This window comes from Pseudomonas sp. NPDC089918, from assembly GCF_050280605.1.
GTDB lineage: Bacteria > Pseudomonadota > Gammaproteobacteria > Pseudomonadales > Pseudomonadaceae > Aquipseudomonas.
In genome coordinates, this window is sequence record NZ_JBNNVP010000065.1 from 1 (window position 1) to 21,204 (window position 21,204).

The window sequence follows — 21,204 nt, forward strand, 5'->3', positions numbered from 1 at the left end:
GCACGGGTCGTATTTGCACTGCTGAAAGGGCAGAGTGAATACCAAGCGAAAACGGGTTGAGGGCTTCCCCTCAACCATAGAATCTCCCACAGGGTAAGTGGTGTGACGTAGAGCATGTAAGCAACGCAGATCCCTGTGGGAGCCGGGCTTGCCCGCGATAGCGATCTTGAATTCAATACAAATCGACCGGATCTACATCCAGGGACCAGCGCACCGCCCGCCCACTCGGCATCTGCTCCAAAACCAGCAACCAACTGCTCAGCAATCGATGCAGCGGCGCCCGGGCCGTGGCTTGCAGCAACAACTGCGCGCGATAACGCCCGGCCCGGCGCTCCATCGGTGCAGGCACCGGCCCCAGCAACTCAATCCCGGTCAGATTTTGCTCGGCCAGCAAACGCTCGGCCTCGCTGCACGCTTCATCGAGGAAGCCTTCGGCCTGCCCCGGTTTATGCGCTTCGGCCCGCAGCAGCGCGAGATGCGCAAACGGCGGCAGACCGGCGGAGCGGCGTTCGCTCAACGCCTGTTCGGCAAAGGCGAAATAGCCCTGTTCGGTCAGTTGCACCAGCAGCGGATGGTCTGCCAGGTGCGTCTGGATAATCACTTTGCCCGGTTCTTCGGCCCGCCCCGCGCGCCCGGCGACCTGGACGATCAACTGCGCCATGCGTTCGCTGGCGCGGAAATCGCCGGAGAACAGTCCGCCGTCGGCATCCAGAATCGACACCAGGGTCACCCGTGGAAAGTGGTGCCCTTTGGCAAGCATTTGTGTGCCGACCAGAATGCACGGCTGGCCTTTTTGAATGGTGGCGAACAGTTGATTCATCGCGTCTTTGCGTGAAGTGCTGTCGCGGTCGACCCGCAGCACCGGGACGTCCGGAAACAGAATCCCCAGGCGTTCTTCGGCGCGCTCGGTACCGGCGCCCACAGGCCGCAGATCGACCTTGCCGCACTTCGGGCAATGACGGGGCACTCGTTCGACGTAGCCACAATGGTGGCAACGCAGTTCGCCGGAGCGCTGGTGCACGGTCATTCGCGCGTCGCAGCGCTGGCATTCAGACATCCAGCCGCAGTCGTGGCAGAGCAGCGTCGGGGCGAACCCTCGGCGGTTGAGGAAAACCAGCACTTGCTGGCCGGCGGCCAGGGTCTGACCGATGGCTTGCTGCATTGGTCCGGAAATGCCGCTGTCCAGCGGACGACTTTTCACGTCCAGGCGCAGGAACCGTGGTTGCTTGGCGCCACCGGCCCGCTCATTCAGGCGTAAGAGACCGTAACGACCGGTGTAGGCGTTTTGCAGGCTTTCCAGCGAAGGTGTGGCGGATCCGAGGACAATCGGGATGTTTTCCTGCCGGGCGCGGACCAGTGCCAGGTCGCGGGCGTGGTAGCGCAGACCTTCCTGCTGTTTATAAGAGCCGTCGTGCTCTTCATCGATGATGATCAGGCCGGGGTTTTTCATCGGCGTGAACAGTGCCGAACGGGTACCGATAATAATGTCGGCCTCACCATCCCGTGCCGCCAGCCAGGCTTCCAGGCGTTCGCGGTCATTGACTGCGGAGTGGATCAGCGCGATGCGCGCATTGAAGCGCTGCTCGAAGCGCGCCAGGGTTTGCGGGCCGAGGTTGATCTCCGGGATCAGCACCAGGGCTTGCTTACCGGCCTCGAGGGTTTCGCGGATCAGCTGCAAATAGACTTCGGTCTTGCCGCTGCCGGTGACGCCAGCCAGCAGGAACGCGTGATAACTGTCGAATCCGGCGCGAATCGCTTCATAAGCGGCGCGCTGCTCCGGGTTGAGCGGCAATTCCGGTTGCGCTAGCCAGTGTTCGTGGCGGGCGCCGGGGGCGTGCTTGCGGATTTCGACTTGCACCAGATCCTTGGCCAGCAACAGATCGAGGCTGTCCTTGCTCAGCATCAGTTTGCTCAGCAACTGATGAGCGACGCCATGGGGATGCTGGGACAGGGTAGCCAAGGCTTCACGCTGGCGTGGTGCGCGGGCGATGCGCGGATCATCGAGGCTGGCGCCGGGTGCGGCGGACCAAAAGCGTTCCTGACGAGCCTCGGCCAGTTCACCCTGACGCAACAACACTGGCAGCGCCCAACTCAACGTGTCGCCGAGGCTGTGCTGGTAATACTGAGAGGTCCACAGGCACAGCTTGAACAGCGCGGGCGGCAGCGGCGGCGTGGCGTCGAGCAGCGCCAGGGCCGGTTTGAGCTTTTCTACCGGCACTTCGCTGGTGTCGGTGACCTCCACCAGAATCCCGATCATCTCCCGCCGACCGAACGGCACCCGCAAGCGCATGCCAGGGTGCAACTGGGCACGCAAGATACCGGCCGGGGCACGATAATCGAACAGGCGGCGCAGAGGCGAAGGCAGGGCGAGGCGCAGAATGGCGTTGGGCACGCGGGGGGATCTCGATAAGCGGGCAAAAAAGAAAGCAGGGCGCGACCTGTGGGAGCGGGCTTGCTCGCGAAAACGGTGCAACAGCCACCTGAGATGTTGAATGTTACGGACTCTTCGCGAGCGAGCCCGCTCCCACAGGGATTGCTCTTGAGGTCGGGAGCCTAGCAGACGACTGGTTTAAGCGACAGCTTGCGTGAATGGCATTGTCTGGTAGAATCCGCGGCCTAATTACGTGCGGTATTCAACAATGGTGTTGAGTGGCGGCACGCTAGCCTGAGGAATACATCATGAAAGCCGATATCCATCCAACATACGAAATCACCGCAGTTACCTGCAGCTGTGGCAACAAGTTCGAAACTCGTTCGAACCTGGCCAAGCCTCTGGCGATCGACGTATGCAACGAGTGCCACCCGTTCTACACCGGTAAGCAGAAGACTCTGGATACTGGCGGTCGTGTACAGCGCTTCGCAGACCGTTTCGGCGCTTTCGGCAAGAAAGCTCCTGCTGCTGCAGAGTAAGGTCGAAAGCCCCGTGGGCTTTTCCTTGCTGATGAAAAAGGCGTCCCTCGCGGGCGCCTTTTTTGTGTCCGCGATTTGGCTTTCCGGTGCCCAGGCCTTCTGCCCGGCACCGAGCGGGCTCACGTCGGTCACGGTGCAGCGCGTGGTGGATGGCGACACTTTGCGTCTGAGCGATGGCCGCAGCGTGCGCATGATCGGTTTGAATACGCCGGAGCTGGGCAAGCAGGGGCGTTCTGACGAGCCGTTCGCCGTGGCCGCGCGCAAACGCCTTGAAGCTCTGGTGGCCGCCAGCGACGGGCGGGTCGGTTTACTGCCGGGTAAAGAAAGCAAGGACCATTACGGCCGCACCCTGGCTCATGTCTACAGTGTCGATGGGGCCAACCTCGAAGCGCAGATGCTCGCCGAGGGGCTCGGTTTTCAGGTGGCGGTGGCACCGAATGTCGATTTGGTCGCCTGCCAGCAAGCGGCTGAACGCAGTGCTCGTCGGGCCGGTCTCGGGCTGTGGCGACAATCACCTGTATTGAAAGCGGAGCAGATCAGCGCGTCTGGTTTCGCCATGCTCAGTGGTCGTGTGAGCAAGGTTCAGCGCAATCGCGGCGGGGTTTGGATCGAGTTGCAGGATTCGGTTGTATTGCGGGTTGCACCCAATCTGCTGGAGCAATTCGATGTCGCATCGCTTGAAAAGCTCAAAGGCAAGCAAATCGAGGCTCGTGGCTGGGTAGTGGATCGTTCGCGCCGCGGTGGGTTGAAACCGGGGCAGGCGCGCTGGCTTCTGCCGCTGACCGATCGAGCGATGTTGCAGACAGCACCGTAAGAAAAAGTTGTAGACATTTTTCATGTTGATTGTGAACAGTCTATCCCTTGTGTTCCGTGGCTCTTGGCCCAAAGTCGTAGGGCCGGGCGCTTGACAGGGGTGACTGGTCAGTCTTGTGAGGACTTTGCGAGGCGAGTATCCTCGGCGGTCCGTCTGTCCAACAGTAAAAAGCGGAATGCCCCTATGTCTGATCTGAAAACTGCCGCTCTCGAATATCACGCCCATCCCCGTCCAGGGAAGCTGAGTGTCGAGCTCACCAAGGCCACCGCTACCGCCCGCGATCTGTCGCTGGCCTACAGCCCCGGCGTAGCCGAACCAGTACGCGAAATCGCCCGCGATCCTGAACTGGCCTACAAATACACCGGCAAGGGCAACCTGGTTGCAGTCATTTCCGATGGCACCGCGATTCTCGGCCTGGGTAACCTCGGCCCATTGGCTTCCAAGCCAGTTATGGAAGGTAAGGGCGTGCTGTTCAAGCGCTTCGCCGGCATCGACGTGTTCGACATCGAAGTCGACTCTGAAAGCCCGCAAGCCTTCATCGACACCGTCAAGCGTATCTCCATTACCTTCGGTGGCATCAACCTGGAAGACATCAAGGCACCTGAGTGCTTTGAGATCGAACGCGCTCTGATCGAGCAGTGCGATATTCCGGTATTCCACGATGACCAGCACGGCACCGCAATCGTTACTGCGGCCGGCATGATCAACGCCCTGGAAATCGCTGGCAAAACCCTGGCTGACGCCAAGATCGTCTGCCTGGGCGCCGGTGCTGCCGCCATCTCCTGCATGAAATTGCTGGTGAGCATGGGCGCCAACATCGAAAACATTTACATGGTTGACCGTACCGGCGTGATCCACTCCGGCCGTGACGACCTGAACCAGTACAAGGCTGTGTTCGCTCACGCGACCGAGAAGCGCACCCTGGCTGACGCGCTGGAAGGCGCTGACGTGTTCGTTGGCCTGTCCGGCCCGAACCTGCTGAGTGCTGAAGGCCTGAAATCCATGGCGGCCAACCCGATCGTGTTCGCGTGCTCTAACCCGGATCCGGAAATCTCCCCGGAACTGGCGCACGCCACCCGTAACGACGTGATCATGGCCACCGGCCGTTCGGACTACCCGAACCAGGTCAACAACGTACTGGGCTTCCCGTTCATCTTCCGTGGTGCCCTGGACGTTCGCGCCAAGCGCATCAACGAAGAAATGAAAGTGGCTGCCGCCAACGCCCTGCGTGAACTGGCCAAGCTGCCAGTGCCTCAGGAAGTGTGCGACGCCTACGGCGGCATCAAGCTGGAATTCGGTCGTGAGTACATCATTCCGAAACCAATGGATGCCCGTCTGATCACCCTGATCTCCGATGCCGTGGCCAAGGCTGCGATCGAGACCGGTGTGGCGACCCTGCCGTATCCGAAGAACTACCCGCTGAAAAGCGTGGATGACGTGTTCAACGGCTAAGCCGTTGTAGCGCATCAACCAAAAGCCCCGGCTCTCGCGAGTCGGGGCTTTTTTGTATCTGAGAGTTTGATCGTTCCCACGCTCTGCGTGGGAATGCCTCAAGGGACGCTCCGCGTTCCAGCTCTAGAAAGGGACGCGGAGCGTCCCGGGCTGCATTCCCACGCAGAGCGTGGGAATGATCGGCAGGCCAAAAAAACCCCGCTCTTCTTTCGAAGGCGGGGCTTTTGCGTTGCGCTATCCGATCAGAACAAATCGATCGGCGCTGCCTCATCGGCTGGCAGCGGGCTGCCCGGTACATTGCCGTTGCTCAGCTCGTTAACCGACGGTGGTGTGTCTTCGGCCTTGAACAGTTCGAAGTAGGCACCTGGCGTACTTGGGGTGGCCGCGCGGCCGCTGATCGGGTCGACGCGCAGGCTGAGAATGCCTTCGGGTTCCGCTTGGGTGTGGGGCGGTTTGTCTTTGAGGGCTGCCGCCATGTAGTTCATCCAGATCGGCAAGGCAACGGTTCCGCCGAACTCGCGTTTGCCCAGGCTTTCCGGTTGGTCGAAGCCGGTCCAGACGGTGGTCACGTAATCGGCATTGTAGCCGGAGAACCAGGCGTCCTTGGATTCGTTGGTGGTACCGGTCTTGCCCGCGATGTCGCTGCGACCCAACGCCAGCGCACGGCGGCCGGTGCCGAGTTTGATCACATCCTCAAGCATGCTGTTGAGGATGTAAGTGGTGCGCCCATCGATGATGCGCTCGGCCACGGCCGGCGTTTGTGGCATTGGCTGGGCGCTCGGTGCTTCGCCTGGAGTAGCGTTGACCGTGAAGGTGTCAGAGGCCGGCATGGCGATGCCATCGCTGGCTACGGTGCCTTTCGGAACGCTCGGCGGGTTGGCGACAAATAGCGTGTCGCCGTTGCGGCTTTCGATCTTGTCGATGATGTACGGGGTGATCTTGTAGCCGCCATTGGCGAAGGTGGCCCAGCCGGTGGCGATTTCCATTGGCGTCAGGGTCGCGGTACCCAGGGCCAGGGACAGGTTGCGCGGCAGGTCCTGCTTGTTGAAGCCGAACTTGCTGATGTAGTCGATGGTGCGGTCGACACCCAGCGCTTGCAGCAGGCGGATCGATACCAGGTTGCGCGACTTGTAGAGCGCTTCACGCATGCGGATCGGGCCGAGGAAGGTGTTGGTATCGTTCTTCGGACGCCAGACTTTGTCCAGGTACTCGTCGACGAACACGATCGGTGCGTCGTTCACCAGGCTGGCGGCGGTATAGCCGTTGTCCAGGGCGGCGCTGTAGACGAACGGCTTGAAGCTCGAACCCGGCTGACGTTTGGCCTGCATGGCGCGGTTGTAGTTGCTCTGCTCGAAGGCGAAACCGCCGACCAGCGAACGAATGGCACCGTTCTGCGGGTCGAGGGAAACCAGCGCGCCTTGAGCCTGCGGAATCTGGCTGAATTTGAGCGAACCATCTGGCTGACGCTGTACGCGAATCAGATCACCGACCTGTGCGACATCCGACGGCTGCTTCGGATTGGCGCCCATGCTGTTGGTGTTCAGGAACGGACGAGCCCACTTCATGGTTTCCCAGGCGACGTGCTCTTCGCCGGTACCCGTGCGGGTCAACACCTGCACGCCGTTCTTGTCGACCTGGGTCACGATCGCCGGTTCCAGGCCGCTGATGATTCGCTGTTTGGTCAACTCCTGAGTCCAGGCCTCTCGGGTTTTACCCGGCAGGCGTGACTCGGGGCCGCGATAACCGTGCCGTTGGTCGTAGGTCATCAAGCCTTCATGAACCGCGGTGTTGGCCATCTCCTGCAAATTGCTCGGCACCGTGGTGGTGACACGGAAACCTTCGGTATACGCATCGCTGCCATAACGGCCGACCATTTCGGCGCGGGCCATTTCGGCGACGTATGGCGCGTTCACTTCCGGAGTCGGCACATGGTAGCTGGCGTTCAGCGGCTCATTGATCGCAGTGGTGTAGTCGGCTTCGGTGATTTTGCCGAGCTTATACATGCGTCCCAGGATCCAGTCTCGACGCTCTTTGCTGCGGGTCGGGTTGGCCAGCGGGTTGAAGCGCGACGGAGCTTTTGGCAGACCGGCGATCATCGCCATCTGCGCCAGGCTCACGTCACGAATCGACTTGCCGTAATAAACCTGCGCCGCTGCTTCGATGCCGTAGGCGCGGTTGCCCAGATAGATCTTGTTGACGTACAGCTCGAGGATCTCGTCCTTGGTCAACTGTCGTTCGATCTGAAGGGCCAGGAGGATTTCGGTGGTTTTGCGCGAGAAGCTGCGTTCGCTGGTCAGGAAGAAGTTCTTCGCTACCTGCATGGTGATGGTGCTGCCGCCGGACTGAATATGTCCGCTCTTTACCAGCTGGGTGGCGGCACGCATCAGGCTGCTGGGATCGACGCCGTAGTGGTTGGCGAAATTGTCGTCTTCAGCACTTAGTAACGCATTAATGAAATTGGGGGGAATGTCGGCGAAACGGATTGGCGTACGGCGCATTTCGCCAAATTCTGCGATCAACTTGTTGTCGCTGCTGTACACCCGCAAAGGAATCTGCAACTGAATACTTCTCAGCGCCTCCACGGATGGCAATCCGGGGCTAAGGTAAAGAAAAGCGCCGCTCAGACTCAGGAGCAGTCCGCAGAAAACGGCGACGATGGACCAACCGAAAAATTTCAGCAGACGAATCAAGGCTTTTGGATATCCAGGGTAAAAAATGAATTAGGCATCAGGGTTCAGGCTATACAGAGAATGACCCGCGCTTGCAGTGAAAGCGGAAAAAACGCTCAGCATTATAAGCATTTTTCCGTCGGGGGCGTCATTTGCGCTTCTGTCAAGACGGAGGGTATTGAACGCAATGGATATTACAGAGTCCGTAACTCACGGATAGTCATAGGGAATTGGTAGTGCTAGGACTCTTCAATAAAAAAGCCAATACGCTTCTGGGGATCGACATCAGCTCCACGTCGGTGAAGCTACTGGAGCTAAGTCGTCAAGGCGACCGGTACCGGGTCGAGGCCTATGCGGTCGAACCGCTGCCCGCCAGTGCCGTGGTCGAGAAAAATATCGCCGAGCTCGAAGGGGTGGGGCAGGCGCTTGCGCGGGTGCTATCCAAGGCCAAAACCAGCCTCAGGAACGTTGCCGTGGCGGTGGCCGGTTCGGCGGTGATCACCAAGACCATCGAGATGGACGCCGGTCTTTCCGACGACGAGATGGAAAACCAACTGAAGATCGAGGCCGATCAGTACATCCCTTATCCACTGGACGAAGTGGCGATCGATTTCGAAGTGCAAGGCGTGTCGGCGCGCAACCCCGAGCGGGTCAATGTGCTGCTGGCGGCGTGTCGCAAGGAAAACGTCGAGGTCCGTGAAGCGGCCCTGGCTCTGGCCGGGCTGACCGCGCGCGTGGTCGACGTCGAAGCTTATGCCCTGGAGCGATCGTTCGGCCTGCTGGCAACCCAGTTGGCCGCCTCTCAGGAGCGTCTGACCGTGGCGGTGGTCGATATCGGGGCCACCATGACCACCCTGAGCGTGTTGCACAACGGGCGGATCATCTACACCCGCGAACAATTGTTCGGCGGCCGTCAACTGACGGAAGAGATCCAGCGTCGTTATGGCCTGACGGTCGAACAGGCGGGGTTGGCGAAGAAGCAGGGCGGTTTGCCGGACGATTACGTCAGCGAGGTCTTGCAGCCATTTCGTGATGCGTTGGTGCAACAGGTGTCGCGTTCATTGCAGTTTTTCTTTGCTTCTGGCCAGTACAACTCGGTCGATCACATCCTTCTGGCCGGCGGCACCGCCTCGGTCCCCGGGCTGGAGCGATTGATCGAGCAGCGACTGGGTACGCCGACCCAGGTCGCCAATCCATTCTCCAACATGACCCTGAGCAGCAAGGTCAACGCCGGCGCCCTGGCGAGCGATGCTCCGGCACTGATGATCGCTTGCGGGCTGGCCCTCAGGAGTTTCGACTGATGGCGCGGATCAATCTTTTACCCTGGCGTGAAGAGTTGCGCGAAGGGCGTCGCAAACGCTTTTTACTGGCATTGGTCGGTGTGCTAGTGGGGTCGGTGGCAGCGCTGCTGGTTGCGGACCAGGTCATTAACAGCGCCATTAATCGGCAAGTCGCCCGTAACGATTACATCGGCAAGCAGATTGCCGTGGTTGACGAGCGGATCAAACAGATCAGCGATCTGAAGGCCCGCCGACAGCAACTCGTCGAACGCATGCGCATTATTCAGGACCTGCAAGGCAACCGGCCGATCAGCGGGAGGATTTTCGATCAATTGGCGCGTACCTTGCCGGACGGTGTTTATTTCACCGAAGTGAAAATGGTCGGCAAAACCGTGTCCATCACCGGCGCGGCGGAATCCAACAACCGGGTTTCGGATCTGATGCGCAATCTTGATGCCTCCGATTGGTTCGATGCGCCCAACCTCACGGAAGTCAAGGCGACCACCGCCGGTCAGCTGGATCAGGCCAATGTTTTTCAGTTGACCGTCCGTCAGACCCAGCCCGCGATTGTGGGGGGCGCTAAATGAAACCATCCGAATGGTTCGAAGGGTTGCGCCAGATCGACATCAACGATCTGGACACCAACAACATGGGTTCCTGGCCACCGGCGATCAAGGTCCTGGCGAGTGTCCTGCTGATGGTCCTGGTGCTAACCCTTGGCTACAGCTTCTTGATCAGTGACCTGCAAAACCACCTGGAACTCAGGCGCGAAGAAGAATCGACGCTCAGGGAGCAATTCGCGACCAAAGCCCATATGGCGGCGAATCTGGAGCTGTACACCCAACAGATGAAGGAAATGGAAAACTCCTTCGGCATGCTTTTGCGGCAATTGCCCAGCGACACCGAAGTGCCCGGCCTGCTGGAGGACATCACCCGCACCGGCCTGGGCAGCGGCCTGGATTTCGAAGAAATCAAGCTGCTACCGGAAGTCACCCAGCAGTTCTACATCGAGCTCCCTATCCAGATCACCGTCACTGGCGCTTATCACGACCTGGCCACTTTTGTCAGCGGTGTGGCCGGGCTGCCACGGATCGTCACCCTGCATGACTTCGACCTGGCGCCGGCCAATCCCGATGGCGGTCCGAAGTTGCGCATGAGCATCCTGGCCAAGACCTATCGCTACAACGACAAGGGGTTGCAGAAATGAGCCCGATTCGTTGCCTGTCGATGGTTATGTGCCTGGTCATACTGGCCGGTTGTGGCGGCGACAATGATTTCAGCGACCTGGACGCCTACCTGAACGAAGTGCGCCTGCGTGCCCCCGGCAAAATTGAACCAACGCCGACATTCCGGTCTTACCCGACATTCACCTATAACGCTGCCAACCTGCGTAGCCCGTTCTCCCGACAGGTCAGAGTCGATCTGGCCGGTCAGAAGCACGGCTCGCGTAACGTCAAACCCGACCCCAACCGGGTCAAGCAGTACCTCGAAGGTTTCAACATCGAACAGTTTGAAATGGTCGGCACCCTCTCCAATGCAACCGGCTCCTTTGCGCTGTTGCGCGGGGCGGGCGGTGTGCATCGGCTGAAAGTCGGCGATTACCTGGGGCGTAACGATGGGCGGATCGTCGCCATCAGCGGTTCGCAAGTCGACGTGATCGAAATCGTTCCTGACGGCGAAGGTGCCTGGCTGGAACGGCCGCGGATCATCCCTTTGAAAGAGCACTCATAGTGGAACTCGAATAATGAACAGGATTTTCTCAACCTTCGGTATTTCGCTATGGATAGCGTTTCTGTCGCCGATGGTACTGGCGGCCAACCTCAAAGCGCTGGATGTCGCCGCGCTGCCCGGTGACCGTGTCGAGTTGAAGTTGTCGTTCGATGGGCCGCCACCGCAGCCCCACGGTTACACGACAGAGCAGCCTGCGCGGATTGCGCTGGACCTGCCTGGGGTCACCAGTCAGCTGGCGAACAAGAATCGGGATCTGGGCGGCGGCAACGCCCGCAGCGCCACGGTCGTTGAGGCCAAGGACCGTACGCGACTGATCATCAGCCTGACTCAATTGACGCCATACAACGCTCGCGTCGAAGGCAACAATTTGTTCGTGGTTGTCGGGCAGGGCGCCGGTAGCAAGGCGCCCAAACCGGCCGCCAGCGCACCGCGTGCAGCCATTGCGACGCCAGTGCCCGCCAGGGTCAATGCACCTGTGGGCAAAGCCATCCGGGGCGTGGATTTTCAGCGCGGCACCCAGGGTGAGGGCAATGTGGTCATCGATCTGTCGGATCCGTCCATCGCCCCGGACATCCAGGAGCGCGATGGCAAAATCATCGTCGGTTTCACCAAGACCCAGCTGCCTGAACGGTTGCGTGTACGCCTCGACGTCAAGGATTTCGCTACGCCGGTGCAGTTCATCAACGCCAGCGCCACGGGCGATCGGGCCATCATCAGTATCGAGCCCAGTGGCGCCTTCGATTATTCGACCTATCAGACCGACAACAAACTGACCGTCAGCATTCGGCCGATGACTGTCGATGACTTGCAGAAGCGCAACACCGAACGCTTTGCCTACACCGGCGAAAAACTCTCGCTGAATTTTCAGGACATAGATGTGCGCTCGGTGCTGCAGCTGATCGCCGATTTCACCAACCTCAATCTGGTGGCCAGCGACACGGTGCAGGGTGGCATCACATTGCGTCTGCAGAATGTGCCATGGGATCAGGCGCTGGACCTGGTGCTGAAAACCAAAGGCCTGGATAAACGCAAGATCGGTAACGTGCTGCTGGTGGCGCCGGCCGATGAAATCGCTGCCCGAGAGCGTCAGGAACTGGAATCGCAGAAGCAGATCTCCGAACTGGCGCCTCTGCGTCGCGAGCTGTTACAGGTCAACTACGCCAAGGCCGCCGATATCGCCAAGCTGTTCCAGTCGGTGACCAGCGCCGAGGCGAAAATCGACGAGAGAGGGTCAATCACTGTCGATGAGCGAACCAACAACATCATTGCTTACCAGACCCAGGATCGACTCGACGAGCTGCGTCGCATCGTTGCGCAACTGGATATTCCGGTGCGTCAGGTGATGATCGAGGCGCGTATCGTCGAGGCCAACGTCGATTACGACAAAAGCCTTGGCGTGCGCTGGGGCGGTTCGGTGCAGAAGGGTAACTGGAACACCTCCGGGGTCAACGGCTCTTCGACCACCATAGGGACGCCGGGCAGCACCAGTACCAACTCGCCGTTCGTCGATTTGGGGACTTCTGCCAATACCTCGGGGATCGGCATCGCCTTCATTACCGACAATGTGCTGCTGGACCTTGAACTTTCGGCAATGGAGAAAACCGGCAACGGGGAAATCGTCTCGCAGCCCAAAGTAGTCACGTCCGACAAGGAAACCGCGAAAATCCTCAAGGGCACCGAGATTCCCTATCAGGAAGCCAGCTCCAGCGGCGCCACCTCGGTGTCATTCAAGGAGGCTTCGCTGTCCCTGGAGGTGACCCCGCAGATCACGCCGGACAACCGCATCATCATGGAGGTCAAGGTCACCAAGGATGAACCGGATTACCTGAACAAAGTGCAGGATGTACCGCCGATCAAGAAAAACGAGGTCAACGCCAAGGTGTTGGTTAACGACGGCGAGACCATCGTCATTGGTGGGGTTTTCTCAAATACTCAGAGCAAGGTTGTAGATAAGGTGCCATTTCTCGGCGATGTGCCGTATCTTGGCCGCCTTTTCCGGCGTGACGTGGTTTCGGAGAAAAAATCCGAGCTGCTGGTATTTCTCACTCCGCGTATCATGAACAATCAGGCGATTGCTGTGAGTCATTGATTCTGTGCGAAATTTGATTCTTGTTGGACCGATGGGGGCTGGTAAAAGCACCATCGGCCGGTTGCTGGCCAAAGAGCTGCGCCTGCCGTTCAAAGATTCCGATAAGGAAATTGAATTGCGCACGGGCGCCAATATCCCGTGGATTTTCGATAAGGAAGGCGAGCCGGGCTTTCGTGACCGCGAGCAGGCGATGATCGCCGAGCTGTGCGCGTGCGACGGTGTGGTATTGGCGACCGGTGGCGGCGCAGTGATGCGCGAAGCCAATCGCCGGGCGCTGCACGCCGGTGGTCGGGTGGTCTATCTGCATGCGTCGGTCGAGCAGCAGGTCGGCCGAACAGCTCGCGACCGCAATCGACCACTGCTGCGCACCGCCGACCCGGCGAAAACCCTGCGGGACTTGCTGGCGATCCGTGATCCGCTGTATCGGGAAATCGCCGACCTGGTGGTTGAAACCGATGAGCGGCCGCCGCGGATGGTGGTGCTCGATATCCTCGAACGCTTGCAGCAGCTACCGCCCCGTTAATGCGCGGCGCGAAATGCGCTATCCTCGGCGTCCTGTCGCAGCCGCTCAAGGTTGTGGCAGCTGGCTACCGAATGGCGTCACACCAGCAGACGCCATGGAATTCGTAAACTCAAGGCAGGACGCCTGATTCCATCTTCACTGTGGGGACACATGCAGACACTCAAGGTCGATCTAGGCGAGCGCAGCTACCCGATTCATATTGGCGAAGGTTTGTTGGATCAGCCTGAGCTGCTGGCCCCGCATATCCGCGGGCGGCAAGTAGCGATCATCTCCAACGAGACCGTCGCGCCGCTCTACCTGGAGCGTCTGACCCGCAGCCTCGCGCAGTTCTCGGTGATTTCCGTGGTGCTGCCCGACGGCGAAGCCTTCAAGACCTGGGAAACCCTGCAACTGATTTTCGACGGCCTGCTGACTGCACGGCACGATCGCCGTACCACGGTGATCGCCCTCGGTGGCGGTGTAATCGGTGACATGGCCGGTTTTGCGGCCGCCTGCTACCAGCGAGGCGTCGATTTCATCCAGATACCAACCACGTTGTTGTCGCAAGTCGACTCTTCGGTGGGCGGCAAGACCGGGATCAATCACCCGCTGGGCAAGAACATGGTCGGTGCCTTCTATCAGCCCAACGTGGTGCTGATCGATACCGCCACCCTCAACACCCTGCCGCCCCGCGAACTGTCCGCCGGGCTGGCGGAAGTCATCAAATACGGGCTGATCTGCGACGAGCCATTCCTGACCTGGCTCGAAGAAAACGTCGATCGCCTGCGAGCGCTGGACCAGACCGCCCTGACTTACGCCATCGAACGCTCCTGCGCGGCCAAGGCTGCGGTGGTGGGTGCCGACGAGAAAGAGACGGGCGTACGTGCCACGTTGAACCTGGGCCACACCTTTGGCCACGCGATCGAAACCCACATGGGCTATGGTGTCTGGCTTCATGGTGAAGCAGTCGCTGCTGGCACCGTAATGGCTTTGGAGATGTCCGCGCGCCTGGGCTGGATCAGCGAACAGGAGCGTGATCGCGGTATTCGCCTGTTCCAGCGGGCCGGCCTGCCGGTCATCCCGCCGCAAGAGATGACCGAAGCCGATTTTCTCGAGCACATGGCAATTGACAAGAAAGTGATCGACGGTCGTTTGCGCCTGGTGTTGCTGCGCCACATGGGCGAAGCAGTGGTGACCGACGATTATCCGAAAGAGGTTTTACAGGCCACGCTGGGAGCGGATTACCGCGCCCTGGCTCAGCTTAAAGGTTAATAAGATCCCGATGACTAGTTTGCATGCCGACGAGGCTTTCCTCGGCCATTACCAGTTAAGTCATGACCCTTTCGCTCCACGGGTGCCTGGCTTCAAATTTTTCCCGGCCCAGCGCAAACCGGTGCTGGGGCAACTGCATCATCTGGCCCGTTACAGCCAGTTGTTGCTGGTGGTCACTGGCCCTCAAGGCAGCGGCAAAACTCTGTTGCGTCAGGCCCTGGTGGCCAGCACCAACAAACAGTCAGTGCAGAGCGTGGTGGTTTCCGCCCGTGGCGCCGGCGATGCGGCCGGTGTGCTGCGTCAGGTGGCTCAGGCGCTGAATGTCGAACAGGCCGAAATCGGCGCCATCCTGGCCCAAGTGGTACAGCTTGCCCTCACGGGGCAGGAAGTCTATTTGCTGGTGGATGATGCCGAGCAACTCGACGAATCCGCGCTGGAAGCCTTGCTGGCTTTAGCCGCGGGCGCGCCGGAAGGTCGCCCCCACGTGTTCCTGTTCGGCGAGTCCTCGCTGATTGCGCAACTTGACGCGCTGAGCCTTGAGGAAGAGCGTTTCCACGTCATCGAATTGCAGCCTTACACCGAAGAAGAAACCCGCGAATATCTGGATCAGCGTCTTGAAGGCGCTGGCCGGGGTATCGAACTTTTTACCGCGGATCAGATCTCTGATATTCACGAAAGCTCCGACGGTTGGCCTGGCAACATCAATCAGGTCGCCCGCGATGCAATGATCGAAGCCATGATTGCCAGCCGCTCAGCGGTGAAGCGTCCAAGTATGGGGTTCAACATGCCGAAGAAACACGTATTGGCGATTTCCGCCGTAGTCGTGGTCGCGGTAGCCGCCGCCTGGTTGATGCCGGGTCGCAGCAAAGCACCGACCACCGGCGCGCCTGCCAACGAACAGGCGCAACTGCCATTGGGCCAGGGCGCGCCACAAACTGACAGCAGTGGCGCTCCCGCCGTAGAGTTCGCCGGTAATTCACAACCGATGCCATTGCCGTTGGTCGGCAACTCGCAGCCGGTGATGCGTGGCCCGTTGGCCGAAGCGGCCGGTGGTATCACCGAAGGCGACGACGGCGTGCCGGTCGAAGGTTCCAGCGCTACACCGCCAACCGTGACCACGACTGCGCCGCCTGCGGGCATCCAGCCGGGCCCGGCGCCAACACCTGCCGCCAAACCGGTTCCAGCGCCGACTCAGGTCGCGACAGCCAAGCCAGCTCCTGCGCCTGTTGCCAAACCGGCTCCAGCGCCCGCCAAGCCAGTCGCCGCCGCCAAACCTGCCGAGAAGCCAGCCGCCGTGGCCAAAGCTGCCGGTGGCAGCTGGTACGCAGGCCAGGCGCCGGGTAACTACGTGGTGCAAATCCTCGGCACCAGCTCCGAATCGGCCGCGCAAAGCTTCGTCAAAGAGCAGGGCGGCGAGTACCGTTATTTCAAGAAAGTACTCAACGGCAAGCCGCTTTACGTCATCACCTACGGTAGCTTCGCCAACCGCGATGCAGCCGTTACCGCCATCAAGGCCTTGCCAGCGAAGGTTCAGGCTGGTAAACCTTGGCCTCGCACTGTCGCCAGCGTCCAACAGGAACTGGCAACAACTCGCTGAAGATTCGGCGGCCTTACCCAGGCCGCCTCTCCAAGCACCTCAAAATTTCTGCAAGTGCATGCCGTCTCTACAGACCGCGTGCCTTGTGGTGTCTGCGTTACAGTGGTCTTTGAGTCGTTGCGGTCAAAATTAAAAAAAGTTTTGACTAGCACAGCATATCGCTTTAAACCTTTCACAAATGCGACATAGATTTGCGACATTTCGTCGTCAAATTTGTGAGCCTCTGTGTCGGTGTGTACAATGACCTCCCTTTTGCCCCCGCAAAGCTGGCGCACGTTCGGCGTGGATGGTAACTGGCTGAATTGAAAAGAAATTTGCCTCGATAAGAGGCAGCCTGGTGAGAAAGTGTCTATGAAAGCAGGTCTGTACCAACCAGATGAATTCAAGGATAACTGCGGTTTCGGCCTGATAGCCCATATGCAGGGCGAGCCCAGTCATACCCTTTTGCAAACGGCCATTGAGGCCCTGACCTGCATGACCCACCGCGGTGGGATCAACGCCGACGGCAAGACCGGTGACGGTTGCGGTCTGCTGATTCAAAAGCCGGATGTATTCCTGCGTGCGATTGCCCAGGAAACCTTCGGCGTCGAACTGCCCAAGCAATATGCGGTGGGCATGGTCTTCTTCAACCAGGATCCGGTGAAAGCTGAAGCCGCTCGCGAGAACATGAACCGCGAGATCCTGGCCGAAGGCCTGCAACTGGTGGGCTGGCGCAAAGTGCCGATCGACACCAGCGTCCTCGGCCGCCTGGCCCTTGAGCGCCTGCCGCAAATCGAGCAGGTCTACATCGGCGGTGAAGGCCTGAGCGATCAGGACATGGCGATCAAGCTGTTCAGCGCCCGTCGTCGTTCGTCCGTGGCCAACGCCGCCGACGTCGATCACTACATCTGCAGCTTTTCCCACAAGACCATCATTTATAAAGGCCTGATGATGCCGGCGGACCTGACCGCCTTCTATCCAGACCTGAGCGACCAGCGCCTGCAAACCGCAATCTGCGTGTTCCACCAGCGCTTCTCCACCAACACCTTGCCGAAATGGCCGCTGGCTCAGCCATTCCGCTTCCTCGCCCACAACGGCGAGATCAACACCATCACCGGCAACCGCAACTGGGCTCAGGCCCGTCGCACCAAGTTCACCAACGATCTGATGGATCTGGAAGAACTCGGCCCGCTGGTCAATCGTGTAGGTTCCGACTCCTCCAGCATGGACAACATGCTCGAGTTGATGGTCACCGGTGGTATCGACCTGTTCCGTGGCGTGCGGATGATCATTCCGCCTGCGTGGCAGAACGTCGAAACCATGGACCCGGATCTGCGCGCGTTCTACGAATACAACTCGATGCACATGGAACCGTGGGACGGCCCGGCCGGCGTGGTAATGACTGACGGTCGTTACGCGGTGTGCCTGCTCGACCGTAACGGTCTGCGTCCTGCGCGTTGGGTCACCACCAAGAACGGCTTCATTACCCTGGCCTCGGAAATCGGTGTCTGGAACTACCAGCCTGAAGACGTGATTGCCAAGGGCCGCGTTGGCCCAGGCCAGATCTTTGCCGTGGACACCGAAACCGGTCAGATCCTCGACACCGATGCCATCGACAACCGTTTGAAGTCCCGTCATCCGTACAAGCAATGGCTGCGCAAGAATGCCCTGCGCATCCAGGCGACCATGGAAGACAACGACCATGGTTCGGCGTTCTACGACGTCGATCAGCTCAAGCAGTACATGAAGATGTACCAGGTCACATTCGAAGAGCGCGACCAGGTGCTGCGTCCGCTCGGTGAGCAAGGTTACGAAGCTGTCGGCTCGATGGGCGACGATACGCCAATGGCCGTGTTGTCCCAGCGCGTGCGTACGCCGTACGACTATTTCCGTCAGCAGTTCGCGCAGGTCACCAACCCGCCGATCGACCCGCTGCGCGAAGCCATCGTCATGTCGCTGGAAGTCTGCCTCGGCGCCGAGCGCAACATCTTCCAGGAGTCGCCGGAACACGCCTCGCGCGTGATCCTCAGCTCGCCGGTCGTTTCCCCGGCCAAGTGGCGCTCGCTGATGAACCTCGATCGTCCAGGCTTTGAACGCCAGATCATCGACCTCAACTACGACGAGAGCGTCGGCCTCGAAGCCGCAGTGCGCAATGTCGCCGATCAGGCTGAAGAAGCCGTTCGCGCCGGTCGCACCCAGATCGTGCTGAGTGACCGTCACATCGCTCCGGGCAAGTTGCCGATCCACGCTTCGCTGGCGACCGGCGCGGTGCACCATCGCCTGACCGAAAAAGGCCTGCGTTGCGACTCCAACATCCTGGTGGAAACCGCTACCGCTCGCGATCCGCATCACTTCGCAGTGCTGATCGGTTTCGGTGCTTCGGCGGTTTATCCGTTCCTGGCCTACGAAGTGCTGGGCGACCTGATCCGCACTGGTGAAGTGCTGGGCGACCTCTATGAGGTGTTCAAGAACTACCGCAAAGGGATCACCAAGGGCCTGCTCAAGATCCTGTCGAAGATGGGCATTTCAACCATCACGTCGTATCGCGGTGCGCAGTTGTTCGAAGCCATCGGCCTGTCCGAAGAAGTCTGCGAACTGAGCTTCCGTGGTGTGCCAAGCCGCATCAAGGGCGCGCGTTTCGTCGACATCGAAGCCGAGCAGAAAGCTTTGGCGGCCGAAGCCTGGAGCCCGCGCAAGCCGATCCAGCAAGGCGGCCTGCTGAAGTTCGTCCATGGTGGCGAATATCACGCCTACAACCCGGACGTGGTCAGCACCCTGCAAGCCGCTGTGCAGCAGGGCGACTACAGCAAGTTCAAGGAATACACGGCGCTGGTGGATAACCGTCCGGTGTCGATGATCCGCGATATGTTCAAGGTCAAAACCCTGGACACACCGCTGGACATCAGCGAGATCGAACCGCTGGAATCGGTGCTCAAGCGCTTTGACTCCGCGGGCATCTCTTTGGGCGCATTGTCGCCGGAAGCCCACGAAGCCCTGGCCGAAGCCATGAACCGCCTCGGTGCGCGTTCCAACTCCGGCGAAGGCGGCGAAGACCCGGCGCGCTACGGCACCATCAAGAGCTCGAAAATCAAGCAGGTCGCCACGGGTCGTTTCGGTGTGACGCCGGAATACCTGGTCAACGCTGAAGTGCTGCAGATCAAGGTCGCTCAGGGCGCCAAGCCCGGCGAAGGTGGTCAGCTGCCTGGCGGCAAGGTCAACGGTCTGATCGCCAAGCTGCGCTATGCAGTGCCGGGCGTGACCCTGATTTCGCCTCCGCCGCACCACGACATCTACTCGATCGAAGACTTGTCGCAGCTGATTTTCGACCTGAAACAAGTCAACCCGAAGGCATTGGTCTCGGTGAAGCTGGTTGCAGAAGCCGGCGTCGGCACCATCGCTGCCGGTGTGGCCAAGGCCTACGCGGACTTGATCACCATCTCCGGCTACGACGGCGGTACCGGTGCATCGCCACTGACCTCGATCAAATACGCGGGCGCACCGTGGGAACTCGGCCTGGCCGAAACCCACCAGACCCTGCGTGGCAACGACCTGCGCGGCAAGGTCCGGGTGCAGACCGACGGCGGCCTGAAAACCGGCCTCGACGTGATCAAGGCGGCGATCCTCGGCGCTGAGAGCTTCGGCTTCGGCACCGCGCCAATGATCGCCCTGGGCTGCAAATACCTGCGTATTTGCCACCTGAACAACTGCGCCACCGGCGTTGCGACTCAAAACGAGAAGCTGCGCAAGGATCACTACATCGGTACCGTCGACATGGTGGTGAATTTCTTCACCTACGTCGCCGAAGAAACCCGTGAGTGGCTGGCCAAGCTGGGCGTGCGCTCCCTCGAAGAGCTGATCGGCCGTACCGATCTGCTGGAAATCCTCGAAGGCCAGACCGCCAAGCAAAACCACTTGGACCTGACCCCGTTGCTGGGCAGCGATCACATCCCGGCAGACAAGCCTCAGTTCTGCCAGGTCGACCGCAACCCGCCGTTCGACAAAGGCCTGCTGGCCGAGAAGATGGTCGATTTGGCCACCTCGGCCATCAACGACATGAGCGGCGCCGATTTCGCCCTGGATATCTGCAACTGCGACCGTTCCATCGGCGCGCGGATCTCCGGTGAAATTGCTCGCAAGCACGGCAACCAGGGCATGGCCAACGCGCCGATCACCTTCCGCTTCAAAGGCACGGCGGGTCAGAGCTTCGGTGTGTGGAACGCCGGCGGCCTGAACATGTACCTGGAAGGCGATGCCAACGATTACGTCGGCAAAGGCATGACCGGCGGCAAGCTGGTCATCGTTCCGCCGAAGGGCAGCATCTACAAGACTCAGGACAGCGCCATTATCGGCAACACCTGCCTGTATGGCGCCACCGGGGGCAAGCTGTTCGCCGCCGGTACCGCGGGCGAGCGTTTCGCGGTGCGTAACTCCGGTGCTCACACTGTTGTGGAAGGCACTGGCGATCACTGCTGCGAGTACATGACCGGTGGTTTTGTCTGCGTATTGGGCAAGACTGGCTACAACTTCGGCTCAGGCATGACCGGCGGTTTCGCCTACGTGCTCGACCAGGACAACACCTTCGTTGACCGGGTCAACCACGAACTGGTGGAAATCCAGCGGATCAGCGGTGAGGCGATGGAAGCCTATCGCAGCCACTTGCAACGCGTGCTGAACGAATACGTCGAGGAAACCGACAGCGAGTGGGGTCGTAACCTCGCTGAAAACCTCGATGACTATCTGCGTCGTTTCTGGCTGGTCAAGCCCAAGGCTGCCAACCTGAAATCGTTGCTTTCCAGCACCCGTGCCAACCCGCACCAAGGGTCTCAAGCATGGCATCGGGTGAACAAACCCGTACAATGCTCGCTTGTAACAGTGTTTGTATCAAAAAAGCGGTGCGTGCCGTATTTCG

At 60.0% G+C, this 21,204-nt stretch carries 14 protein-coding genes; 12 read left to right on the forward strand and 2 right to left on the reverse strand.

The genetic code is table 11. The features are described 5' to 3' along the window. Positions 1-172: 172 nt before the first annotated feature. On the reverse strand, positions 173-2,392 hold the full coding sequence (locus tag ACQKPC_RS28410) for a primosomal protein N' (RefSeq protein WP_427627945.1): 2,220 nt from the start codon (positions 2,390-2,392) through the stop codon (positions 173-175). A 287-nt stretch (positions 2,393-2,679) separates the two neighbouring features. On the opposite strand from ACQKPC_RS28410, the gene rpmE reads away from it, so the two are divergent. From rpmE to ACQKPC_RS28425, 3 genes are all read left to right on the forward strand, one after another. Next, positions 2,680-2,910, forward strand: coding sequence for a 50S ribosomal protein L31 (gene rpmE / locus ACQKPC_RS28415; RefSeq protein WP_007899231.1), 231 nt, complete (start codon positions 2,680-2,682; stop codon positions 2,908-2,910). A gap of 25 nt (positions 2,911-2,935) precedes the next feature. Then, a complete protein-coding gene (locus ACQKPC_RS28420; RefSeq protein ID WP_427627958.1) occupies positions 2,936-3,724 on the forward strand; it encodes a thermonuclease family protein in 789 nt (262 codons plus the stop codon). A gap of 183 nt (positions 3,725-3,907) precedes the next feature. Beyond that, complete coding sequence (locus tag ACQKPC_RS28425) at positions 3,908-5,176, forward strand: malic enzyme-like NAD(P)-binding protein (protein ID WP_007899225.1); 1,269 nt, start codon at positions 3,908-3,910, stop codon at positions 5,174-5,176. A gap of 242 nt (positions 5,177-5,418) precedes the next feature. Here the strand turns inward: ACQKPC_RS28425 and ACQKPC_RS28430 are convergent, their stop codons facing one another. After that, on the reverse strand, positions 5,419-7,863 hold the full coding sequence (locus tag ACQKPC_RS28430; protein ID WP_427627960.1) for a penicillin-binding protein 1A: 2,445 nt from the start codon (positions 7,861-7,863) through the stop codon (positions 5,419-5,421). A 218-nt stretch (positions 7,864-8,081) separates the two neighbouring features. On the opposite strand from ACQKPC_RS28430, the gene ACQKPC_RS28435 reads away from it, so the two are divergent. The 9 genes from ACQKPC_RS28435 to gltB all read left to right on the forward strand — a co-directional run. After that, on the forward strand, positions 8,082-9,146 hold the full coding sequence (locus ACQKPC_RS28435) for a pilus assembly protein PilM (protein WP_123499947.1): 1,065 nt from the start codon (positions 8,082-8,084) through the stop codon (positions 9,144-9,146). Next, complete coding sequence (locus ACQKPC_RS28440) at positions 9,146-9,712, forward strand: PilN domain-containing protein (protein WP_427627948.1); 567 nt, start codon at positions 9,146-9,148, stop codon at positions 9,710-9,712. The genes ACQKPC_RS28435 and ACQKPC_RS28440 overlap by 1 nt, the downstream gene beginning before the upstream one ends. Next, on the forward strand, positions 9,709-10,332 hold the full coding sequence (gene pilO, locus ACQKPC_RS28445) for a type 4a pilus biogenesis protein PilO (protein WP_063341821.1): 624 nt from the start codon (positions 9,709-9,711) through the stop codon (positions 10,330-10,332). The genes ACQKPC_RS28440 and pilO overlap by 4 nt, the downstream gene beginning before the upstream one ends. Then, positions 10,329-10,856: a pilus assembly protein PilP gene (locus ACQKPC_RS28450; RefSeq protein ID WP_427627950.1), complete on the forward strand. Its 528-nt coding sequence runs from the start codon at positions 10,329-10,331 to the stop codon at positions 10,854-10,856. The genes pilO and ACQKPC_RS28450 overlap by 4 nt, the downstream gene beginning before the upstream one ends. Positions 10,857-10,869: 13 nt before the next feature. Further along, the gene (gene pilQ, locus ACQKPC_RS28455) at positions 10,870-12,945 is read left to right on the forward strand and encodes a type IV pilus secretin PilQ (protein WP_427627952.1); all 2,076 of its coding nucleotides are present in this window, start codon (positions 10,870-10,872) and stop codon (positions 12,943-12,945) included. 4 nt (positions 12,946-12,949) lie between these two features. After that, complete coding sequence (gene aroK / locus ACQKPC_RS28460; RefSeq protein ID WP_032830073.1) at positions 12,950-13,468, forward strand: shikimate kinase AroK; 519 nt, start codon at positions 12,950-12,952, stop codon at positions 13,466-13,468. Positions 13,469-13,618: 150 nt separating this feature from the next. Then, positions 13,619-14,719 carry a 3-dehydroquinate synthase gene (gene aroB / locus ACQKPC_RS28465; RefSeq protein ID WP_008009204.1) on the forward strand — a complete coding sequence of 367 codons (1,101 nt, stop codon included), beginning with the start codon at positions 13,619-13,621 and terminating at the stop codon, positions 14,717-14,719. Positions 14,720-14,729: 10 nt separating this feature from the next. After that, positions 14,730-16,316 carry an SPOR domain-containing protein gene (locus ACQKPC_RS28470; RefSeq protein WP_427627955.1) on the forward strand — a complete coding sequence of 529 codons (1,587 nt, stop codon included), beginning with the start codon at positions 14,730-14,732 and terminating at the stop codon, positions 16,314-16,316. Positions 16,317-16,667: 351 nt separating this feature from the next. Next, a partial coding sequence (gene gltB / locus ACQKPC_RS28475; protein ID WP_427627957.1) for a glutamate synthase large subunit occupies positions 16,668-21,204 on the forward strand: 4,537 nt, incomplete at its 3' end.

Excerpts from the sequence above, each read along its gene's own strand:
- pilO (WP_063341821.1), top strand. The coding sequence starts at position 9,709 with ATGAAACCATCCGAATGGTTCGAAGGGTTGCGCCAGATCGACATCAAC.
- ACQKPC_RS28470 (WP_427627955.1), top strand. The coding sequence starts at position 14,730 with ATGACTAGTTTGCATGCCGACGAGGCTTTCCTCGGCCATTACCAGTTA.
- ACQKPC_RS28450 (WP_427627950.1), top strand. The coding sequence starts at position 10,329 with ATGAGCCCGATTCGTTGCCTGTCGATGGTTATGTGCCTGGTCATACTG.
- ACQKPC_RS28425 (WP_007899225.1), top strand. The coding sequence starts at position 3,908 with ATGTCTGATCTGAAAACTGCCGCTCTCGAATATCACGCCCATCCCCGT.
- ACQKPC_RS28440 (WP_427627948.1), top strand. The coding sequence starts at position 9,146 with ATGGCGCGGATCAATCTTTTACCCTGGCGTGAAGAGTTGCGCGAAGGG.
- rpmE (WP_007899231.1), top strand. The coding sequence starts at position 2,680 with ATGAAAGCCGATATCCATCCAACATACGAAATCACCGCAGTTACCTGC.
- aroB (WP_008009204.1), top strand. The coding sequence starts at position 13,619 with ATGCAGACACTCAAGGTCGATCTAGGCGAGCGCAGCTACCCGATTCAT.
- pilQ (WP_427627952.1), top strand. The coding sequence starts at position 10,870 with ATGAACAGGATTTTCTCAACCTTCGGTATTTCGCTATGGATAGCGTTT.